At 62.5% G+C, this 15,511-nt stretch carries 15 protein-coding genes and 1 pseudogene; 7 read left to right on the top strand and 9 right to left on the bottom strand.

Annotated features, from left to right (window positions below):
• Positions 1 to 108 precede the first annotated feature (108 nt).
• Positions 109 to 1,449, top strand: coding sequence for a cation:dicarboxylate symporter family transporter (locus tag LWF01_RS17945; protein ID WP_349638738.1), 1,341 nt, complete (start codon positions 109 to 111; stop codon positions 1,447 to 1,449).
• Here LWF01_RS17945 and LWF01_RS17940 read toward each other — a convergent pair whose 3' ends face one another.
• Positions 1,450 to 2,205 (bottom strand): isocitrate lyase/PEP mutase family protein, encoded by a 756-nt coding sequence (locus tag LWF01_RS17940; RefSeq protein ID WP_349638737.1) that lies wholly within the window; start codon positions 2,203 to 2,205, stop codon positions 1,450 to 1,452. It lies immediately after the preceding gene.
• 342 nt (positions 2,206 to 2,547) lie between these two features.
• On the opposite strand from LWF01_RS17940, the gene LWF01_RS17935 reads away from it, so the two are divergent.
• Positions 2,548 to 3,918, top strand: coding sequence for an amino acid permease (locus LWF01_RS17935; protein WP_349638736.1), 1,371 nt, complete (start codon positions 2,548 to 2,550; stop codon positions 3,916 to 3,918).
• A gap of 114 nt (positions 3,919 to 4,032) precedes the next feature.
• Here LWF01_RS17935 and LWF01_RS17930 read toward each other — a convergent pair whose 3' ends face one another.
• The gene (locus LWF01_RS17930; protein ID WP_349638735.1) at positions 4,033 to 4,734 is read right to left on the bottom strand and encodes a response regulator; all 702 of its coding nucleotides are present in this window, start codon (positions 4,732 to 4,734) and stop codon (positions 4,033 to 4,035) included.
• Between the two features lie 59 nt (positions 4,735 to 4,793).
• On the bottom strand, positions 4,794 to 6,512 hold the full coding sequence (locus LWF01_RS17925) for a sensor histidine kinase (protein ID WP_349638734.1): 1,719 nt from the start codon (positions 6,510 to 6,512) through the stop codon (positions 4,794 to 4,796).
• 58 nt (positions 6,513 to 6,570) lie between these two features.
• Here LWF01_RS17925 and LWF01_RS17920 point away from each other — a divergent pair, with 58 nt between their 5' ends.
• From LWF01_RS17920 to LWF01_RS17905, 4 genes are all read left to right on the top strand, one after another.
• Positions 6,571 to 7,170: a DUF4166 domain-containing protein gene (locus tag LWF01_RS17920; protein ID WP_349638733.1), complete on the top strand. Its 600-nt coding sequence runs from the start codon at positions 6,571 to 6,573 to the stop codon at positions 7,168 to 7,170.
• A 110-nt stretch (positions 7,171 to 7,280) separates the two neighbouring features.
• A complete protein-coding gene (locus tag LWF01_RS17915; protein WP_349638732.1) occupies positions 7,281 to 7,595 on the top strand; it encodes a metal-sensitive transcriptional regulator in 315 nt (104 codons plus the stop codon).
• Between the two features lie 38 nt (positions 7,596 to 7,633).
• Positions 7,634 to 7,843: a heavy-metal-associated domain-containing protein gene (locus LWF01_RS17910; RefSeq protein WP_349638731.1), complete on the top strand. Its 210-nt coding sequence runs from the start codon at positions 7,634 to 7,636 to the stop codon at positions 7,841 to 7,843.
• Positions 7,844 to 8,019: 176 nt separating this feature from the next.
• Positions 8,020 to 10,374, top strand: coding sequence for a heavy metal translocating P-type ATPase (locus LWF01_RS17905; RefSeq protein WP_349640953.1), 2,355 nt, complete (start codon positions 8,020 to 8,022; stop codon positions 10,372 to 10,374).
• A 197-nt stretch (positions 10,375 to 10,571) separates the two neighbouring features.
• On the opposite strand, the gene LWF01_RS17900 is transcribed toward LWF01_RS17905, so the two are convergent.
• Positions 10,572 to 10,751 (bottom strand): hypothetical protein, encoded by a 180-nt coding sequence (locus LWF01_RS17900; protein ID WP_349638730.1) that lies wholly within the window; start codon positions 10,749 to 10,751, stop codon positions 10,572 to 10,574.
• A gap of 792 nt (positions 10,752 to 11,543) precedes the next feature.
• Positions 11,544 to 12,089 carry a hypothetical protein gene (locus LWF01_RS17895; RefSeq protein ID WP_349638729.1) on the bottom strand — a complete coding sequence of 182 codons (546 nt, stop codon included), beginning with the start codon at positions 12,087 to 12,089 and terminating at the stop codon, positions 11,544 to 11,546.
• A 609-nt stretch (positions 12,090 to 12,698) separates the two neighbouring features.
• On the opposite strand from LWF01_RS17895, the pseudogene LWF01_RS17890 reads away from it, so the two are divergent.
• A pseudogene (locus tag LWF01_RS17890) lies at positions 12,699 to 13,289 on the top strand (HAD-IC family P-type ATPase); the annotation flags it as partial.
• 26 nt (positions 13,290 to 13,315) lie between these two features.
• Here LWF01_RS17890 and LWF01_RS17885 read toward each other — a convergent pair.
• From LWF01_RS17885 to LWF01_RS17870, 4 genes are all read right to left on the bottom strand, one after another.
• A complete protein-coding gene (locus LWF01_RS17885; protein ID WP_349638728.1) occupies positions 13,316 to 13,858 on the bottom strand; it encodes a hypothetical protein in 543 nt (180 codons plus the stop codon).
• On the bottom strand, positions 13,855 to 14,412 hold the full coding sequence (locus tag LWF01_RS17880; protein WP_349638727.1) for a phosphoribosyltransferase family protein: 558 nt from the start codon (positions 14,410 to 14,412) through the stop codon (positions 13,855 to 13,857). The genes LWF01_RS17885 and LWF01_RS17880 overlap by 4 nt, the downstream gene beginning before the upstream one ends.
• 102 nt (positions 14,413 to 14,514) lie before the next feature.
• Positions 14,515 to 14,928 (bottom strand): hypothetical protein, encoded by a 414-nt coding sequence (locus LWF01_RS17875; RefSeq protein ID WP_349638726.1) that lies wholly within the window; start codon positions 14,926 to 14,928, stop codon positions 14,515 to 14,517.
• Between the two features lie 75 nt (positions 14,929 to 15,003).
• A complete protein-coding gene (locus LWF01_RS17870; RefSeq protein ID WP_349638725.1) occupies positions 15,004 to 15,501 on the bottom strand; it encodes a MarR family winged helix-turn-helix transcriptional regulator in 498 nt (165 codons plus the stop codon).
• Positions 15,502 to 15,511: the final 10 nt, after the last annotated feature.

Raw genomic sequence — 15,511 nt, 5'->3', positions numbered from 1 at the left:
CGTGGACGCTCTGCAATGCTCATACCCGCGACGGGACGGGTTCTTCCGGTCGCGGTCCAATCCACAACGATGTGGGGCGCTGTGCCCCGGAAGAGGGCGGAAGTTTCAATGGCATCCGAGACAGGCGCGATAGCGCCCAAGAAGAGCAAGAAGCCGAATACACATCTCCTCTATATTGCGGTGATCGTGGCGGTCGGCCTTGGCATACTCGTCGGTTTCGTTTCACCCGAGACCGGGATCGCCTTGAAACCGCTTGGCGATGGTTTCGTCAGTCTGATCAAGATGATGATCTCCCCGATCATCTTCTGCACCATCGTCCTCGGCGTTGGCGCAGTCGCTCGCGCGGCCACGGTCGGAAAGGTGGGCGGGCTCGCGCTCGGCTACTTCATCACCATGTCGACGTTCGCGCTGGTGATCGGTTTGATCGTTGGAAACATCATTCAGCCCGGCGAGGGCCTGCATCTTGCCGCGCAGGAATCCTCATACACGCCACCGGAAAGCGAGGGTGGCGGCTCGGTCGATTTCGTGCTTGGCATCATTCCTGAATCGCTGTTCTCCTCGCTGACCTCCGGCAGTGTCCTGCAGACCCTGCTGGTCGCGCTGCTGGTCGGATTTGCCTGCCAAAGTCTCGGCAAGCGGGCCGAGCCCTTCCTCAAGGGAGTCCAGGCAATACAGACAGTCATCTTCAAGGTGCTTGCCATGGTGATGTGGGCTGCTCCAATCGGCGCGTTCGGCGCCATCGCCGCGGTGGTCGGCGCCTCCGGAGGCAAGGCGCTTCAGGGCCTGCTGCTGATCATGGTCGCCTTCTACATCACCTGCGCCATCTTTGTGTTCGGCATTCTCGGCGCGATCCTCTACATCACCACGAAGATCAACATCTTCAAACTGCTGGCATACCTGGGCCGGGAGTTCCTGCTCATCGTCTCGACGTCCTCATCCGAGACCGCACTGCCGCGGCTGATCGCGAAAATGGAACACCTGGGCGTGTCCAAACCCGTGGTCGGCATTACAGTGCCCACCGGGTACTCCTTCAACCTGGACGGCACCGCCATCTACCTCACGATGGCCTCGCTGTTCATCGCCGAAGCAATGGACCGGCCATTCAGCCTCGGCGAACAGATCAGCCTGCTGGTGTTCATGATTATTGCCTCGAAGGGAGCCGCCGGAGTGTCGGGGGCCGGTTTAGCCACCCTGGCCGGCGGCCTGCAATCCCACCGCCCGGATCTGCTGGATGGAGTAGGCGTGATTGTCGGAATCGACCGGTTCATGTCTGAGGCCCGCGCCGTCACGAACTTCGCCGGAAACGCGGTGGCCTGCGTCGTGATCGGCACCTGGGTCAAGGAAGTCGACCGGGAACAGCTTGTCAACGTGCTTTCCGGCCGGGACCCGTTCGATGAGCTGACAATGTCGCCGGAACATGCCGAGCATCCGGAGCACGCCACTCGCTAACTAGCTGACATCCCCGCGCCCGATGGCGGCCATGGCATCGGTCATGGCCGCCATCGCCGTTCTGAAAAGGTGCGAGCCGCTACTAATTCTGGCCACCCCGGCGGCAGCCAGCTCCGCTGTCCTGGGTCCATCAGGCTGGTGCAGCACGTTGAGCGGAGCGTCGATCGATGACGTGACCTCGCGGATGGCGTCGAGGCCGCCGAGCAACGGAACGAAGACGCCGTCCGCGCCGGCGTCCCGATAGGCTCTGCACCGCTTGAGAGTTTCATCGAGGTCGCCGTCGCCTCCGGCCAGCCAGTACGAGTCGGTGCGCGCGTTAACGAACAGCTGCGGCACTGCTTCCTTGATCGCCCGGATCTTGGCGGCCGCCAGATCCAGGTTTCGCAGACCGCCGTCGCCCGCGCCGTCTTCGATATTGATGCCGGCAATTCCGAGGCGGGCCAGCTCGCCGGCGAGGTCTGCAACCGCCTCGGCGTCGTCCGAGAAGCCGGCCTCGATGTCGACGGTGGCCAGCACATCGAGTCGGGCAAGCGTTCTGGCCAGGCTCAGTGTCTCGGCCCTGGTTTGCCCGTCGGCATCGGGTTTGCCAGCGGATAACGCCACGCCATAGCTCGTCGTGCCGATAGCCTGGAAGCCGGAACCGGCAAGTGTCCGAGCCGAGGCGGCGTCCCAGGCGTTGGGCAGCAGAAGTGGCTTACCGGGCCGATGCAGCTCCCGAAACCTTTCAACCCGTGCGTGCTGGGCGGCGCTATTCATTTCGACGTCCTTTCTGCCCGGAGGCCCGGGCCCGGAGACCCTATGCCGAGGCCCGTACCCGGAGGCCCCTGCCCCAACCCGTACCCCGAGCCCCTGCCCTACAGACCGAAATCGTCTGCGCCCGGCCTGGCAGTCGTCTAACCCTGCACCACGACCCTATCGCTGTCACGGCATTGCAGGGCTTGACGACCTCGTCCGCGTGATTGCCGTTTAACCGCGAGGTAGCAGGCCGCCCCCTCGGGAGGCATCACCGCGACGCAGCCTCCACGAGTTGTTTGCAGCCCAGCTCCCCAGTGCTGGATTCAGCGCGACGTAGCCGCTGGGTCTACCCTTGTCGAGGCTATGGAAACGAAAACTGATCTCAAACGCTCGCTGTCGCACCGGCAGATGACGATGATCGCCTTGGGATCCGCACTGGGAACCGGCCTCTTCCTCGGCTCCGGGACAGCGATCGGCATTGCCGGCCCGGGCGTCATCCTCGCGTACATCATCGGCGCAGTGCTCGCGGGCATCATCGGCGGCGCACTCGGAGAAATGACTTCCCGGAATCCGGTGCGGGGCGCTTTCGGCGCACAATGCGCAATGTATCTCGGGCCTTCGGCGGGCTACCTGGCACGCTGGTGTTACTGGGCGGCAGCCGTTATCGCAATCGGCGGCGAAGTCGTCGCGGCGGCGACCTACCTGCAATTCTGGTGGCCTCAACTGCCGCTGTGGGTGGGCATCACCTTCTTCGCGCTGGTGATCATCGCCATCAATGTGATGAGCGTCCGTTCCTTCGGCGTCATCGAATTCTTCCTTTCCGGCATCAAGGTCATCGCACTCAGCGTCTTCATCCTGATCGGCCTGCTGCTCATAGTGTTCGGCCTGCCCGAGACGCCCGCCACCGGCCTCACTGCGTGGACGGCGGACGGCGGCTTCCTGCCGAACGGCATCGGCTCGGTCTGGCTGGTGATGGCAGTCGTGATGTTCAGTTTTGTCGGCGTGGAGATGATTTCGATCTCCGCGGCGGAGGCGAAAGAGCCAGAGAGGTCTGTGCGCACAGCGATGCGCACCCTGCTGATCCGGCTCGCCGCGTTCTATGTTGTGTCGATCGCCATCATCGTCGCGATCACGCCATGGCGACAGGCGGCGGATGTCGCGGGCGTGCAGGCCAGCCCCTTCGTCACCGTCTTCACCGGCGTCGGCATCCCGGCGGCGGCATCCGTCACCAATATCGTGGTGCTGATCGCCGCAATCTCGGCAGCCAACGCCAACCTGTACGGTTCCACCCGGTTGCTGCACTCACTGGCGCATGACGGACTGGCACCGCGGCCGTTCCGGCATACCAGCACCGGGGGCGTACCGGTTCCGGCATTGCTGCTTTCCGCGCTGGGGATGGTTCTTGCCGCCGTCCTCGCGGTGTCGAACGTGGCAAACATCTTCGTTCTGCTGGTCTCGATCGCCACGTTCGGCGTGCTTGTCACCTGGGTGCTGATCCTGCTGGCGTTCATCTCCTACCGGCGGAGCAATCCAGTCGGTAAAGCGCCGTACACGCTGATTGGCGGCATCCCCGCCGCGGTGCTCGGCGTCATAGGCATCGTCGGCGTAGCGGCGACGGCCTTTGTGGTGCCGGACATGATGACGGCCGCCGCGGTCGGCATCCCGTTCGTGGCGATTCTGACGCTGATCTACTTTCTGCTGCTTCGGCGCCGGGTCAGGGTAGAAGTCGGCTAGTAGTCGCCAATCGTGGGTTTGTAATTCAATCGTGCGCTTTTACCCACGATTGGACAGCAAACCCACGATTGGACGCCGGTCGAGCCGGACCGGTTAAGCGAGGTCGAGCCGCCCTCAGGACTCCGGCCAGCGATACTCCAGTTCGGGGCGCCCAGCCGTGCCGTAGCGGGGCGCGCGAATCAGCTTTTCGCCATCCGCAAGCTGTTCGAGGTAGCGGCGCGCAGTCACCCGGGAAACACCGATCAACTCGGCCAATTCGGCGGCCGAAAGCGCCCCCTTCTCGCGCATGGCCTGCAGCACGGTGTCCAGCGTCGGGCGGGACAATCCCTTGGGCAGGTCCGCGGCGTTCGGCGTGCGCAGCGCGGCAAACGCACCGTCCAGTTCCGACTGCGTCATGTCATCGTTGGCCTGCAGGCGGCTGCGGTAGGAGCTGTACGACTCGAGCTTGGCGCGGAATGCAGGAAAGGTGAATGGCTTGATCAGGTACTGCATGATGCCGACCGAGACGGCGGTTTGCACCACGTGCAGCTCCCGGGCCGCTGTCACCGCGATAACGTCGACAGCGCTCGAATTCGCCCGGAGAGCCCGGCAGACGTCGAGCCCGTGCATATCGGGAAGGTTCATGTCCAGCAGGACCAGGTCGAGGCCGTCCGGGCCGGCCTGATCGATCAGAGCCAGTGCCTTTTCGCCGGTGTCTGCGACGCCGGTCAGTTCGAAGCCCTCAACCCGGGAGATGTATTCGGCGTGCGCCTCTGCGGTGATCTGTTCGTCGTCGACGACCAGAACGCGTACCGATGCGCTTAACGCCGTTTTCACCACTATGAATTCTCTCCCGTCTGCTGTCGATGATGATATGTCAGAGGAATTTACACTGTCTATGTTCTTCCGGACACACCGATTGCCGAAAACGGCAACCAGATGATGAAGGCGGCGCCGGACAATTGCTCCGGTTCTTCTCCGCGTGGTCGCACATCGATGGCGCCGCCAAGCCTCTGCACGGCCTGTGACACCAGGGCGAGCCCGAGGCCGCGGGAAAACGGCTTATGCTCGGGCGCGACGTCGGACGACGATTCATGCTTGGTAGACCAGCCGCGGGTGAATACCCGGTCGACATCGTCGTCGGCCATTCCACGCCCGGAGTCCGAAACCTCAATCTGCAGGTCGGAACTGCCACCGCGGATTTCGACCCGGACCTTGCGTTCCCGGGGGTGATTCTTCCTCGAGCTCACCACATCGAAGGCGTTGTCGATCAGGTTGCCTACGATGGTGACCAGTTCGCGGGAATCCAGCGGAATTTCACCGCCTGACCTGAGCAGGCCAACCTCGACATCGATGCCGCGCTCCCGTCCTTCCGCGGACTTCGACAACAGCAGCGCGCTGAGCACGGGATGGTCGAGGCCGGTGAGCAAATCGTCTGCCAGCTCCTGAGAGAGCTTGAGTTCCTGGGTTGCGAAGGACACCGCCTCATCCGAGCGGCCGAGTTCGATCAGGGACACCACTGTGTGAAGCTGGTTCGCGAACTCGTGCGCCTGCGAGCGCAGTGACTCCGCAAAACTGCGCACCGAGTCGAGCTCGCCGGTCAGGGCCTGCAATTCGGTGTGATCACGGAGCGTGACCACCCAGCTGTTGCCCACCGGAGTGATCTGGCCGGAGGCATCGGCACTACCCATGCTCGCCGGTTGCTGGTTCACAACAAGCACCCGCGAGGGCGTCAGGTAGATCTCGTCCTTGGCCTCGCTCCCGCCGGAGATCAGTTCGCGCAGCGGCGCGGGCAGGCTCGGCGCATCGAACGGGATCACGGTGCGGGCGCTTTTTGACGGAAGATCCAGAAGACGGCTGGCCTCCTTATTGTGCAGGACGATCCCCTGCGTTCCATTGACGATGAGTAAGCCTTCGCGAACGGATTGCAGCACCGATTCGTAGTAGTGGAACATGTTGGTCAGCTCTTGCGCGCCGTAGTCTCCCGTGACGCGGCGGAGGTTGCGGGCGGTCAGCCAGGTGGCCAAGGCGCCCAGCGCGAGTGACAGTGCCCCGACTCCGACGATCCAGGGCCGGTGCTCGGCAATTTTTGCCTGCAGACTGTCGTACCGCACGCCGGCGACCACGATGCCTTCGACCTCGCCGTCACTGGCCTTCACGGGAGCCACGCCGTAGATCAGGGTGTCGCCCGCCGAGCTTTGCACAATGTCCACGATGGCGCGACCGTCCAGCGCTGGACCGATCCGGCCGCGGTACTGCTGCCCGATGAATTCTGCCTTCCGCCCGCCGACGATCTCGCCTGAGGTGTCGAGCAGCAGTACGCTGTCCATCCCGGTCGATTGCATCAGATCCATCGCGAAGGGCTGCAGGTCTCTGCTGGGGTCAACGCGATGGAATGACTGGCGCAACGAGGGCGAGACCGCGATGGTTTCCGCGGTCTCTACAACTTCTTCCTTAGTGTCGTCGACGCGCTGATTGTGCACGTCGACGTAGATCAGCGAGGTCGTTAAGACGATCAGGCCGGCGATCATAAAGAGGTTGGCGACCAGTATCCGCTGCGGGACGCTCCAATGGCGCAGCGTGCGCATTACCCTCGCCCACGCCTTACGAATCATGAACATATTGTGCACACAGATCAGCCGCCGGCGGGTGGCGCGGTTGTAGCCTGAGAGCATGTCCGGCGTATTCCAGCAGGCCCTCGGGAGCGACTTCGACCGCCTGCACCCGGAACTACAGCAAATCTTTCGCGGCACCGCCGAAGGAGATGCCACCGGCTGGACCGGCCACGGAGTCTTCGACGAAGTTGGCTGCGTGCGCCCCTGGCTGGCGCCGTTGCTCGCGCCGCTGCAGCGCGATGGGGCGCTGCTGTCGGGCTTCGGCAGAAACGTGGCGTTCACTATCCGGAACCTGGCCGACGATGGCGGCCTTCGCGCGACCCGAATCGTGAACCTGGACGGCGCCGAACGGACTGTCGTATCCTGGACCACGGCGAACGGCACAGGCCTGGTCGACTATCTCGGCCGGCATCGACGGATTGTCGCTTACACGACCGCAGCCGTCCGCGAAGGTGAGCTACATCTGCATTCGGCCGATGCCGCCATCCGTGCGCGGGGCCGGCATTTCTTTCTGCCGCGGCCGCTACGGCCCTCGGTGAACACTGTGCACCGCTTCGATGCCCGCCGAAAGCAGCACCACATCACGGTTATCGTCACTCTTCCGGCGCTCGGCAGATTGTTCAGCTATCGCGGCTGGTTCGACGTCACGGTTGACTGAGGCGTCTTCCACGAACGGGACGAGCCGGCTGCAGGCATCCCGCCTTGCACTCATACCCCCTCTGGGTATAAGGTGGTCGTGTCTGACGGCAACGCACCAGGGAGACAGTAATGACCGATAAAGCAGAACACACCGATTCCGGCCAGCACGGATACTCGGAGCAGAAGGCTGCCTACCTGCGACGGCTCAAGCGAATCGAAGGCCAAGTGCGCGGGATCAGCCGGATGGTCGACGAGGATAAATACTGCATCGACATTTTGACCCAGGTGTCAGCCATCAACTCGGCACTGCACGCCGTGAGCGTCGGTCTGCTCGAAGAGCACATCGCGCACTGTGTTGTTGACGCCGCCAAAACCTCCGACGAGGCAGCCCGCGAGAAAGTCGCCGAGGCCTCCGCCGCCATCTCCCGCCTGGTCCGCAGCTGACGCTGCCCGATCAGGCACCCTTCAAGGAGCACGAAGAGATGAACACCACCTACACCGTCAGCGGCATGACCTGCGGGCACTGCGTCGCATCCGTGACCGAAGAGCTGACAGCCATCGACGGCGTGCAGGCCGTGAACGTTGATCTGAACGCCGGCGGCGAATCAGCTGTCCAGGTCGAATCCGCGCGTGAACTGGGCGAGGACGAAGTTCGCGCCGCGATCGAAGAGGCCGGCTACACCCTGGTCTAAGCCCCGAAAGCCTGCGGATGGCGTAAGCCGGTAAGCGGTGTCGGTGAAGCAGCGATGGCGTTCAGCCGGCTTGCGAGTGCGACAGTGAACCATTCCCGTCTGCGAACGGAGTGACAGTGAGCACGCACGAAGAAGACCGAGGCGAGCTCAGGACGATAGATCTCGACATCACCGGGATGACTTGCGCGTCATGCGCCGGGCGAATCGAGCGGAAACTCAGCAAGCTCGACGGGGTGGACGCCACGGTGAATCTGGCGTTGGAGACGGCCCGGGTGCAGGCTCCGGCATCAGTAACAGACAACGACATCACCGCAACGGTGCAGCGCACCGGTTACGGGGCATCCGTTCGCAGGCCGGTGCCCGACGATGACGACCTACCGGGTGCCGGCCTAAAGCCGCGACTGCGGGTTTCCATCCTGCTCAGCATTCCGGTGCTGGTGCTTTCGATGGTGATGCCGTTGCAGTTCGCCGGCTGGGAGTGGGTCGTTGCCGCGCTTGCACTCCCGGTCGTCATCTGGGGCGCCTGGCCGTTCCATGCCGCTGCGTTCAAGGCCGCCCGGCACGGAAGTTCGACGATGGACACGCTCGTGTCCGCCGGAATTATCGTCGCGACGCTGTGGTCATTGTGGGTTGTGGTCGGCGGCGCGCTGACCGGCGGCGGCATGAGCGGCAACATGAACAGCGCCGGCACTCCGGGCGACGGCCCAGCCGGCCAACACATCTACTTCGAGGTGGCCGCAGTGGTCACCACGTTCCTGTTGGCTGGCCGGCTGGCCGAATCCGCAGCGAAACGCCGGTCCACCTCCGCTCTGCGCGCATTGTTGTCACTCGGCGCAAAAGACGTCGCGGTTGTCGACGCCGGTACCGAACGCCGGGTACCGATCGACTCACTGTCGGTGGGCCAGGAGTTCGTGGTCCGGCCCGGCGAGAAGGTGGCCACCGATGGCGTGGTGCTGACCGGACATTCCGCCGTGGACAATTCGATGCTGACCGGTGAATCCGTGCCGGTCGAGGTTGGGCCAGGCGCCGAAGTCACGGGAGCCACGATCAACACCTCTGGCCGACTCACCGTTCGGGCCACCAGGGTCGGTTCGGAAACCGCGCTAGCCAGAATCGGGCGGCTGGTCGCGGCCTCACAGACTGGTAAGCCGCCGGTGCAGCGCTTGGCTGACCGGGTCTCGGCAGTCTTCGTTCCGGTGGTCTTTGCGATCGCCGCGGTGACCCTGCTGATCTGGGGTCTCGTGGTCGGTGACTGGACCAGCGCGCTGACGGCGGCGGTCTCGGTCCTGATTATCGCCTGCCCATGCGCCCTGGGCCTGGCAACCCCGACCGCTTTGGCTGTCGGCACCGGCCGCGGCTCGCAGCTGGGTATCGTCATCCGCGGGCCGGAGATTCTGGAGAGCACCCGGGCCGTGAACACCGTAGTTCTGGACAAGACCGGAACTGTCACCGCGGGTGCGATGAGCGTGGTTGACGCACGGTGCCCGGATGACGCTTTGCTCCTTGCCGCCGCGGCCGAAACGCACAGCGAGCACCCGATTGCCCGAGCCATCGTCGCCTTTGCCGAATCCCGGCTGGGTGATGACGGCGGGGACGGGCTCGACGACGGGCGGCGGCCTGGCGGCGATCGTCGGGAGCACGAGGCGGACGGCGTGCAGCCTGGCGGGCCGGCGCCTGAGGTACGAAACTTCCGCAATGCCGCAGGCGGTGGGGTATCCGCCGACGTAGACGGCCACCGGGTATTGGTTGGCCAGACCCGCTGGCTGACTGACGAAGGTATCGACGTCGCAGTACCCGCGGGAGTTGCAGCGTCCACGGGTACCGCTCTAAGAACTCCGGGGTCGGCGGCTGGGTCTCCTGGAACGGCAGCAGTAACTTCTGGGGCTGCAGCACCTTCCTGGACGACGACCGTGTCTGCTGGGACGACGACCGCATCTCCCGGGGCGACAGTGGTGGCTATCGCAGTCGATGGCGAGCTGGCGGGAACGCTCGCGGTTGCGGACACCGTGAAGCCGACCTCTGCTCAGGCAGTCGCGGAGCTGAAGGCGCTTGGACTCCGGCCAATCCTGCTGACCGGCGACAACGAGGCAGCGGCACGCACCGTAGCCGCCGAAGTCGGCATTGATCACGTCATCGCCGAAGTCCGGCCCGAAGACAAGGTCGCACAGATTCAGCGACTACAGGCCGCGGGTGCCGTCGTGGCCATGGTCGGGGACGGCGTCAATGACGCGGCGGCGCTGGCGCAGGCCGATCTCGGCCTCGCGATGGGTACCGGCACGGACGCCGCTATCGAGGCGAGTGACCTGACCCTGATCAGCGGTGACCTGCGCAAGGCAGCGAGCGCGGTGCGACTGTCGCGCAAAACACTCGGCATTATCAAGGGCAACCTGTTCTGGGCGTTCGCCTACAACGTGGCTGCGATCCCGCTGGCGGCGTTCGGCCTGCTCAACCCAATGCTGGCCGGGCTGGCGATGGCGTTCAGCTCGGTGTTCGTGGTGCTCAACAGCCTGCGGCTCTACCGGTTCGGCTAGGACAACTCACTGCAGGTTTAGCCCTCGAGTTCGTCGCGCCTTCGCGCAGTGCGGTTGGCGTTGCCCAATGCCACTGCATCGTCCGACAGTCCCTCACCGTTCGCGTCCCGACCGGAAGCATTCTTCCGAAACAGATCTGGATGGCACCAAGTGCCACCGATAACGACAGCATCGGCAAGATCTTTCCGGGTCGGGTGCTAAAACCCTCGAAGGTCCGCATCGGCAGCCAAGCGGGCGGCGTGAGCGAGCTTGAGGCCCTTGCCTGGGCTCATGCCAATTTGCTTGAACATGGGCTTCGGATTGGGCACAAAGTTGGCCAGGGTGTCGACGCAGAAGGAAACGACGTAAGCGTTCTTCGCGCTCCCTACATTGGTCACCGTCTACCTCTTACTGTTTGAACGGAGAAACCGTAATGAGTGAGCAGTTGCAACGTCCGTTCATCGTCATCATCGGTGAACAAGCCCATAGCAGCCAGGACATTGCTGTGCCCAGGTGCGTCCGAGTAAAAGCCCGGCAGCCGATCGATGGCGCACCGGCGTACCTCAGTCACGAGCTTCTCCTAAGTCGTTGCACCGGATGCGATAGAAGCCAGTGACCTGACCCCGCGGCGCGATCAACGCCCACCTGATCATGGTGTTGCTGCTTTGGCCATCGCCCGCTACATCGTGACCAAAGTTGCACAACCCGAATCTGGCACATGGTGATCAATGTTGATATTGGAAAAGAATCACTGTGTCGTCGCCGCTCCCTCTGAATAAGCACACAGCATAAGTGTACATTTCGCAATAATCCCCGAAACAAATATTCGCAAGGATATCAGCAAGGCGCTCGGAATCAGCAGTTATTTCTTGTGAGCTCATGTAATCACTAACCAGGAGACGCGAAGTCGCCAGTAAGTTTTGTAGAATCAGCATATTCAGTTCGATGTCTACTGGATCATAGCGGCGCTTATTCTCTCCCATTATGGTTCCGTCTTGTTCAAGGTATCGCAATCCCATTTCTACCTCCCCTTCTAGTCAACTGGTATATAGAACAGATTTACAAGACCAACAATGAGTCGCTTACTCGAAATTTCGAACAGACCTATGCGTCTCAGGTCCCAAGTGATCTAGAACTGAATTGGCAGAGAATTCGGCGCACTGCCAGCCGCAAAAAAAAGTTCGCACTCTTTAGAGATACTCGTCAGAAAAAGCGTACAACCGACGGCCGACAGGCCTAAGTACTTCTTCGACATTATCTACATCTATTGACCTGACGGGGTCCGCTTCGTATATGACCGAGGCACTCTGAATTACGGTTATTCCAGTCTCTTCTAAATCGTCGATACCAATATCGTGCATTACCTGATAAATTTGCTCACCAAGTGGCAATTCTCCAATCCCCGGCAGCTCAGCTAGCCGTTTACGGTCCACGGCAAAATCCGATCGTTCAAGAATGCAAACTGTGATCGTTCCAGTGAGCGGCGGGTCGGCGTCTTCGCCATTTTCATCGAGCACATTCGCTAGCAATTCTTGGTCACGAAAAAGCGTAAAACCAGTTATTCGCGCGCATGCATCAGAATATTCCTTTAGTTTGCTCCTCAGATTGTTGTTTGCATTGATCACTTCCTCTATAGAAGCATTCGGCTCGATTGTCGTCGCAAAATGGCTCGCCAAAGCCTCTTGAGCGTAGGCCGTCTTCTTGGCGAGCTTACGGAGTTTCTTTTTTGGTTTCAATTTAACTATACTTCCCTCGAGCTATCTCCACCGGTAGTGCTTAGTATACTTCTTCTTTCCACGCCGATTATGTAATGATCTCCGGAGCTACAGAGACCACGGTATCGTCCACAAATTGCCCGTGAAGCATCTCGCATAGCCCTGGCTCGCGCTGCTGCTTTTGTTTTCGAAGTACTCGTCCCGTTACGCGATGCACGCTTTCGATACTTAGCATTCTTCCTTGCACGCTTCGAATACTTGTTAATCGCCTTGCCTCCACCGCCCCGCCCAAATGTGGAGCCGCCGCCACCAGGCATTCGCCCACAATGGCAAAAGAAATTGCCGTCGAGATCGCACGAATTGACTGGGTCGACTGGATAGCCGTAGGGGGTTAAGTTGCCACCCACGACGGGATCAGTGCTGGTGAATTGGCCAGTGATTGAATTGAACAGTCGGGAGCCCATCAACAATAGTGCACTGGTGTCGACCGAGCGTTCTTTGCCCCCGAGCCACGCATAAGTTATAGAACCGGTGGCTGGGTCTTCTGGGACGGCGCCAGCATCTTTAGGAGCGGCTGGAGTATCTTCCTGGACGACGACCGTGTCTGCTGGGACGACGACCGCATCTCCCGGGGCGACAGTGGTGGCTATCGCAGTCGATGGCGAGCTGGCGGGAACGCTCGCGGTTGCGGACACCGTGAAGCCGACCTCTGCTCAGGCTGTCGCGGAGCTGAAGGTGCTTGGACTCCGGCCGATCCTGCTGACCGGCGACAACGAGGCTGCGGCACGCGCAGTGGCCGCCGAAGTTGGCATTGATGACGTCATCGCCGAGGTCCGGCCAGAAGACAAGGTCGCACAGATTCAGCGGCTACAGGCCGAGGGTGCCGTCGTGGCCATGGTCGGGGACGGCGTCAATGACGCGGCGGCGCTGGCGCAGGCCGATCTCGGCCTCGCGATGGGTACCGGCACGGACGCCGCTATCGAGGCGAGTGACCTGACCCTGATCAGCGGTGACCTGCGCAAGGCAGCGAGCGCGGTGCGACTGTCGCGCAAAACACTCGGCATCATCAAGGGCAACCTGTTCTGGGCGTTCGCCTACAACGTGGCCGCCATCCCGCTGGCGGCGTTCGGCCTGCTCAACCCAATGCTGGCCGGGCTGGCGATGGCGTTCAGCTCGGTGTTCGTGGTGCTCAACAGCCTGCGGCTCTACCGGTTCGGCTAGCGGAGACGCCTTTCGTGCTCACCCTGTTAGTTGTACTCCGGATCGGTACATCCCTCCGAGGAGAACTGCTGGCGGGATATCGTTCGGGTTCCGCCGTCCTCATCGCCGGGCACCAGGACGCTTGTCCCGTCCAGCGTCGCCAGTTCGCGCGGCCGGAACTGTGCTTGCGACAGGAAGTAATTGTCGTCAACAGAGCCGGCAGTGACCAGGAAGAGTTTGTCCGGTTCGAGATTGCTCGCCGTGCTCACCGTCTTCCAGTTGCGGTCGGGCCGAAGCAGGGTGAGCTCGCTGATTCCGTCCTGCGGCTGGGTCGCTTCCCAGGCTCCACGCTCAACGTTCTCTTCAGACTCCGGGATATTGTCACGCCCCTCCGCCAGCTCGATGTACGGGGTGAGCGGCGTGCAGGCTCGTACCAGGATGACGGGCGCGCCGGAATCATCGACTGTCACACCGAGGTAACCGCCGAATTCGTCCGTCACCCAGTTTCCGCAACCCGATGTCAGGAGCATCAGGCCGGCAACAGCCAGCACGCCGAGCTTCGTGGATTGGCGAATACCCGCGAGCCTCACAGTTCGCGCCCGTGGAAGATCGTCTGCAGGTTAAGGTCGCGCCGCAGCTGATGCCGGTCCAGCAGGTCCAGCACTACCGAGGCGCCAAGCCAGGTTGCGCCGGCCGCCTCCACGATCCGGCGCAGCGTCATCAGCTGACTGCCGGTTTCTGCAACGTCGTCGACTGCCAGGACGCGGTCGCCGGGCCGCACGGTTCCGGCGCGTAGGCCAAGACTCAGCTGCCGGTCGCGGTAGTCGGGCGGCGCGGTCGCCATCAGCCACTTGTCACTGTCGACGGTGTCCGGTTGCTCCTTCGCCACGGCGGCGAAGCCGACGCCCAGGGCCGCCGCCGTCAGCGCACCGAGGAGATATCCGCTGCTAGGCGGGCCAATCACGAAGCTCGGCGCCCGGTCGAGGAATGGGCGCGCGAGCGCGGCGCCGATCGACCCAAGGATCTCGGGGTCGGCCCACCATGCTTGCAGATTCAGGTACTCGTAGTCGACGGTCCGGTCGCTGATCGGGCGATACACCTCAGTCATTCGTTGCCGAAGCGTCGAGAACTGGGCCGGAGTCACGAGTTCAGCCTAGTTCGCGGCGCCTGGTTACTCGTCCGGTGGGCGCGGATTGTCCCGGCCGTGGCATTCGAGCCGCGCCATTGAGGTATGTCGAAGCGCCCGTTAGGCACGGCGGCGCTTCCGCTTCCAGATCGCGATACCGAGGTACAGGGACGACGAGATCCATGAGGACCAGAACGCCAGGAACGTGCCGGCCCACCACGCAGCCGCCCCGCCGATATCCGTGCTGTCACCGCCAACTCCCCTCATCAGTTGCTCCGTGGCGGCGAGCACGATCCCGGCCGCACCGAGCGCCAAGACGCTGGTGGAAGCTATAGGCAGCACCTTGGGACACGACAGCTTCTTCCACGCCAACACATTGGCAAACACGGCGGCGAGAATCAGAACGATGCAGGTGATACGCACGATGTAATAGACGGGATCCCAGTAGTAGTCCAGCCAGTCGAGGTACCAAGAAACAGCACAACAGGCCGTGGCGAGGAGTGGTGGCAGAAGCGCCCAGCCCAGTGTCTTCATGTATGCCTTTCCGGCGATGCCTGCCCGGTGATTGCCGCGCTTAGCACCCCGCAGTGTCGTCCAGCGCCGATGACTCTAGGCCCGGTTCTCATGGTTCTGTAGCAGGGCGCGGAGCATGCCTTCGAGCTGTTCGCGTTGGCCGGCCGTCATCGTGGAGAGCAGACGTTCTTCGTTGACAACATGGTCGTGCAGGGCTGCATCGATGACCTCGCACCCTCGCTGCGTGAGGGCGATTCGAATCGTGCGGCGACTCTGCGGGTCCGTCTCGCGGGTGATGAGGTCCTTGGCGAGGAGTCGGTCAAGTCTGTTGGTGATCGCACCTGATGTGACCATGGCGCTGTCCGCAAGTTGCCCTGCGGTCAGGCCGCGCCCGTCGATGTCTGCGCGGCGCAGGGTCGCGAGAATGTCGAACTCTCCCGGCTGCAGGCCGTGCTGAGCAAAGACTCCCTGCAACTCGCGTTCAAACAGACGCGTGAGGCGAGAGAGCCTACCGAACACTCCCATCGCACTGACATCGACATCGGGTCGCACTCGCCCCCACTGGGCAATGATGCCGTCGACGCTGTCCTCCACCCCACACCCC

Origin of the sequence: Saxibacter everestensis (assembly GCF_025787225.1) — a bacterium.
In the GTDB taxonomy this organism is placed as follows: domain Bacteria; phylum Actinomycetota; class Actinomycetes; order Actinomycetales; family Brevibacteriaceae; genus Saxibacter; species Saxibacter everestensis.
The sequence above is the reverse complement of the archived record's forward strand: the minus strand, read 5'-3'. Positions and strand labels throughout refer to the sequence as shown.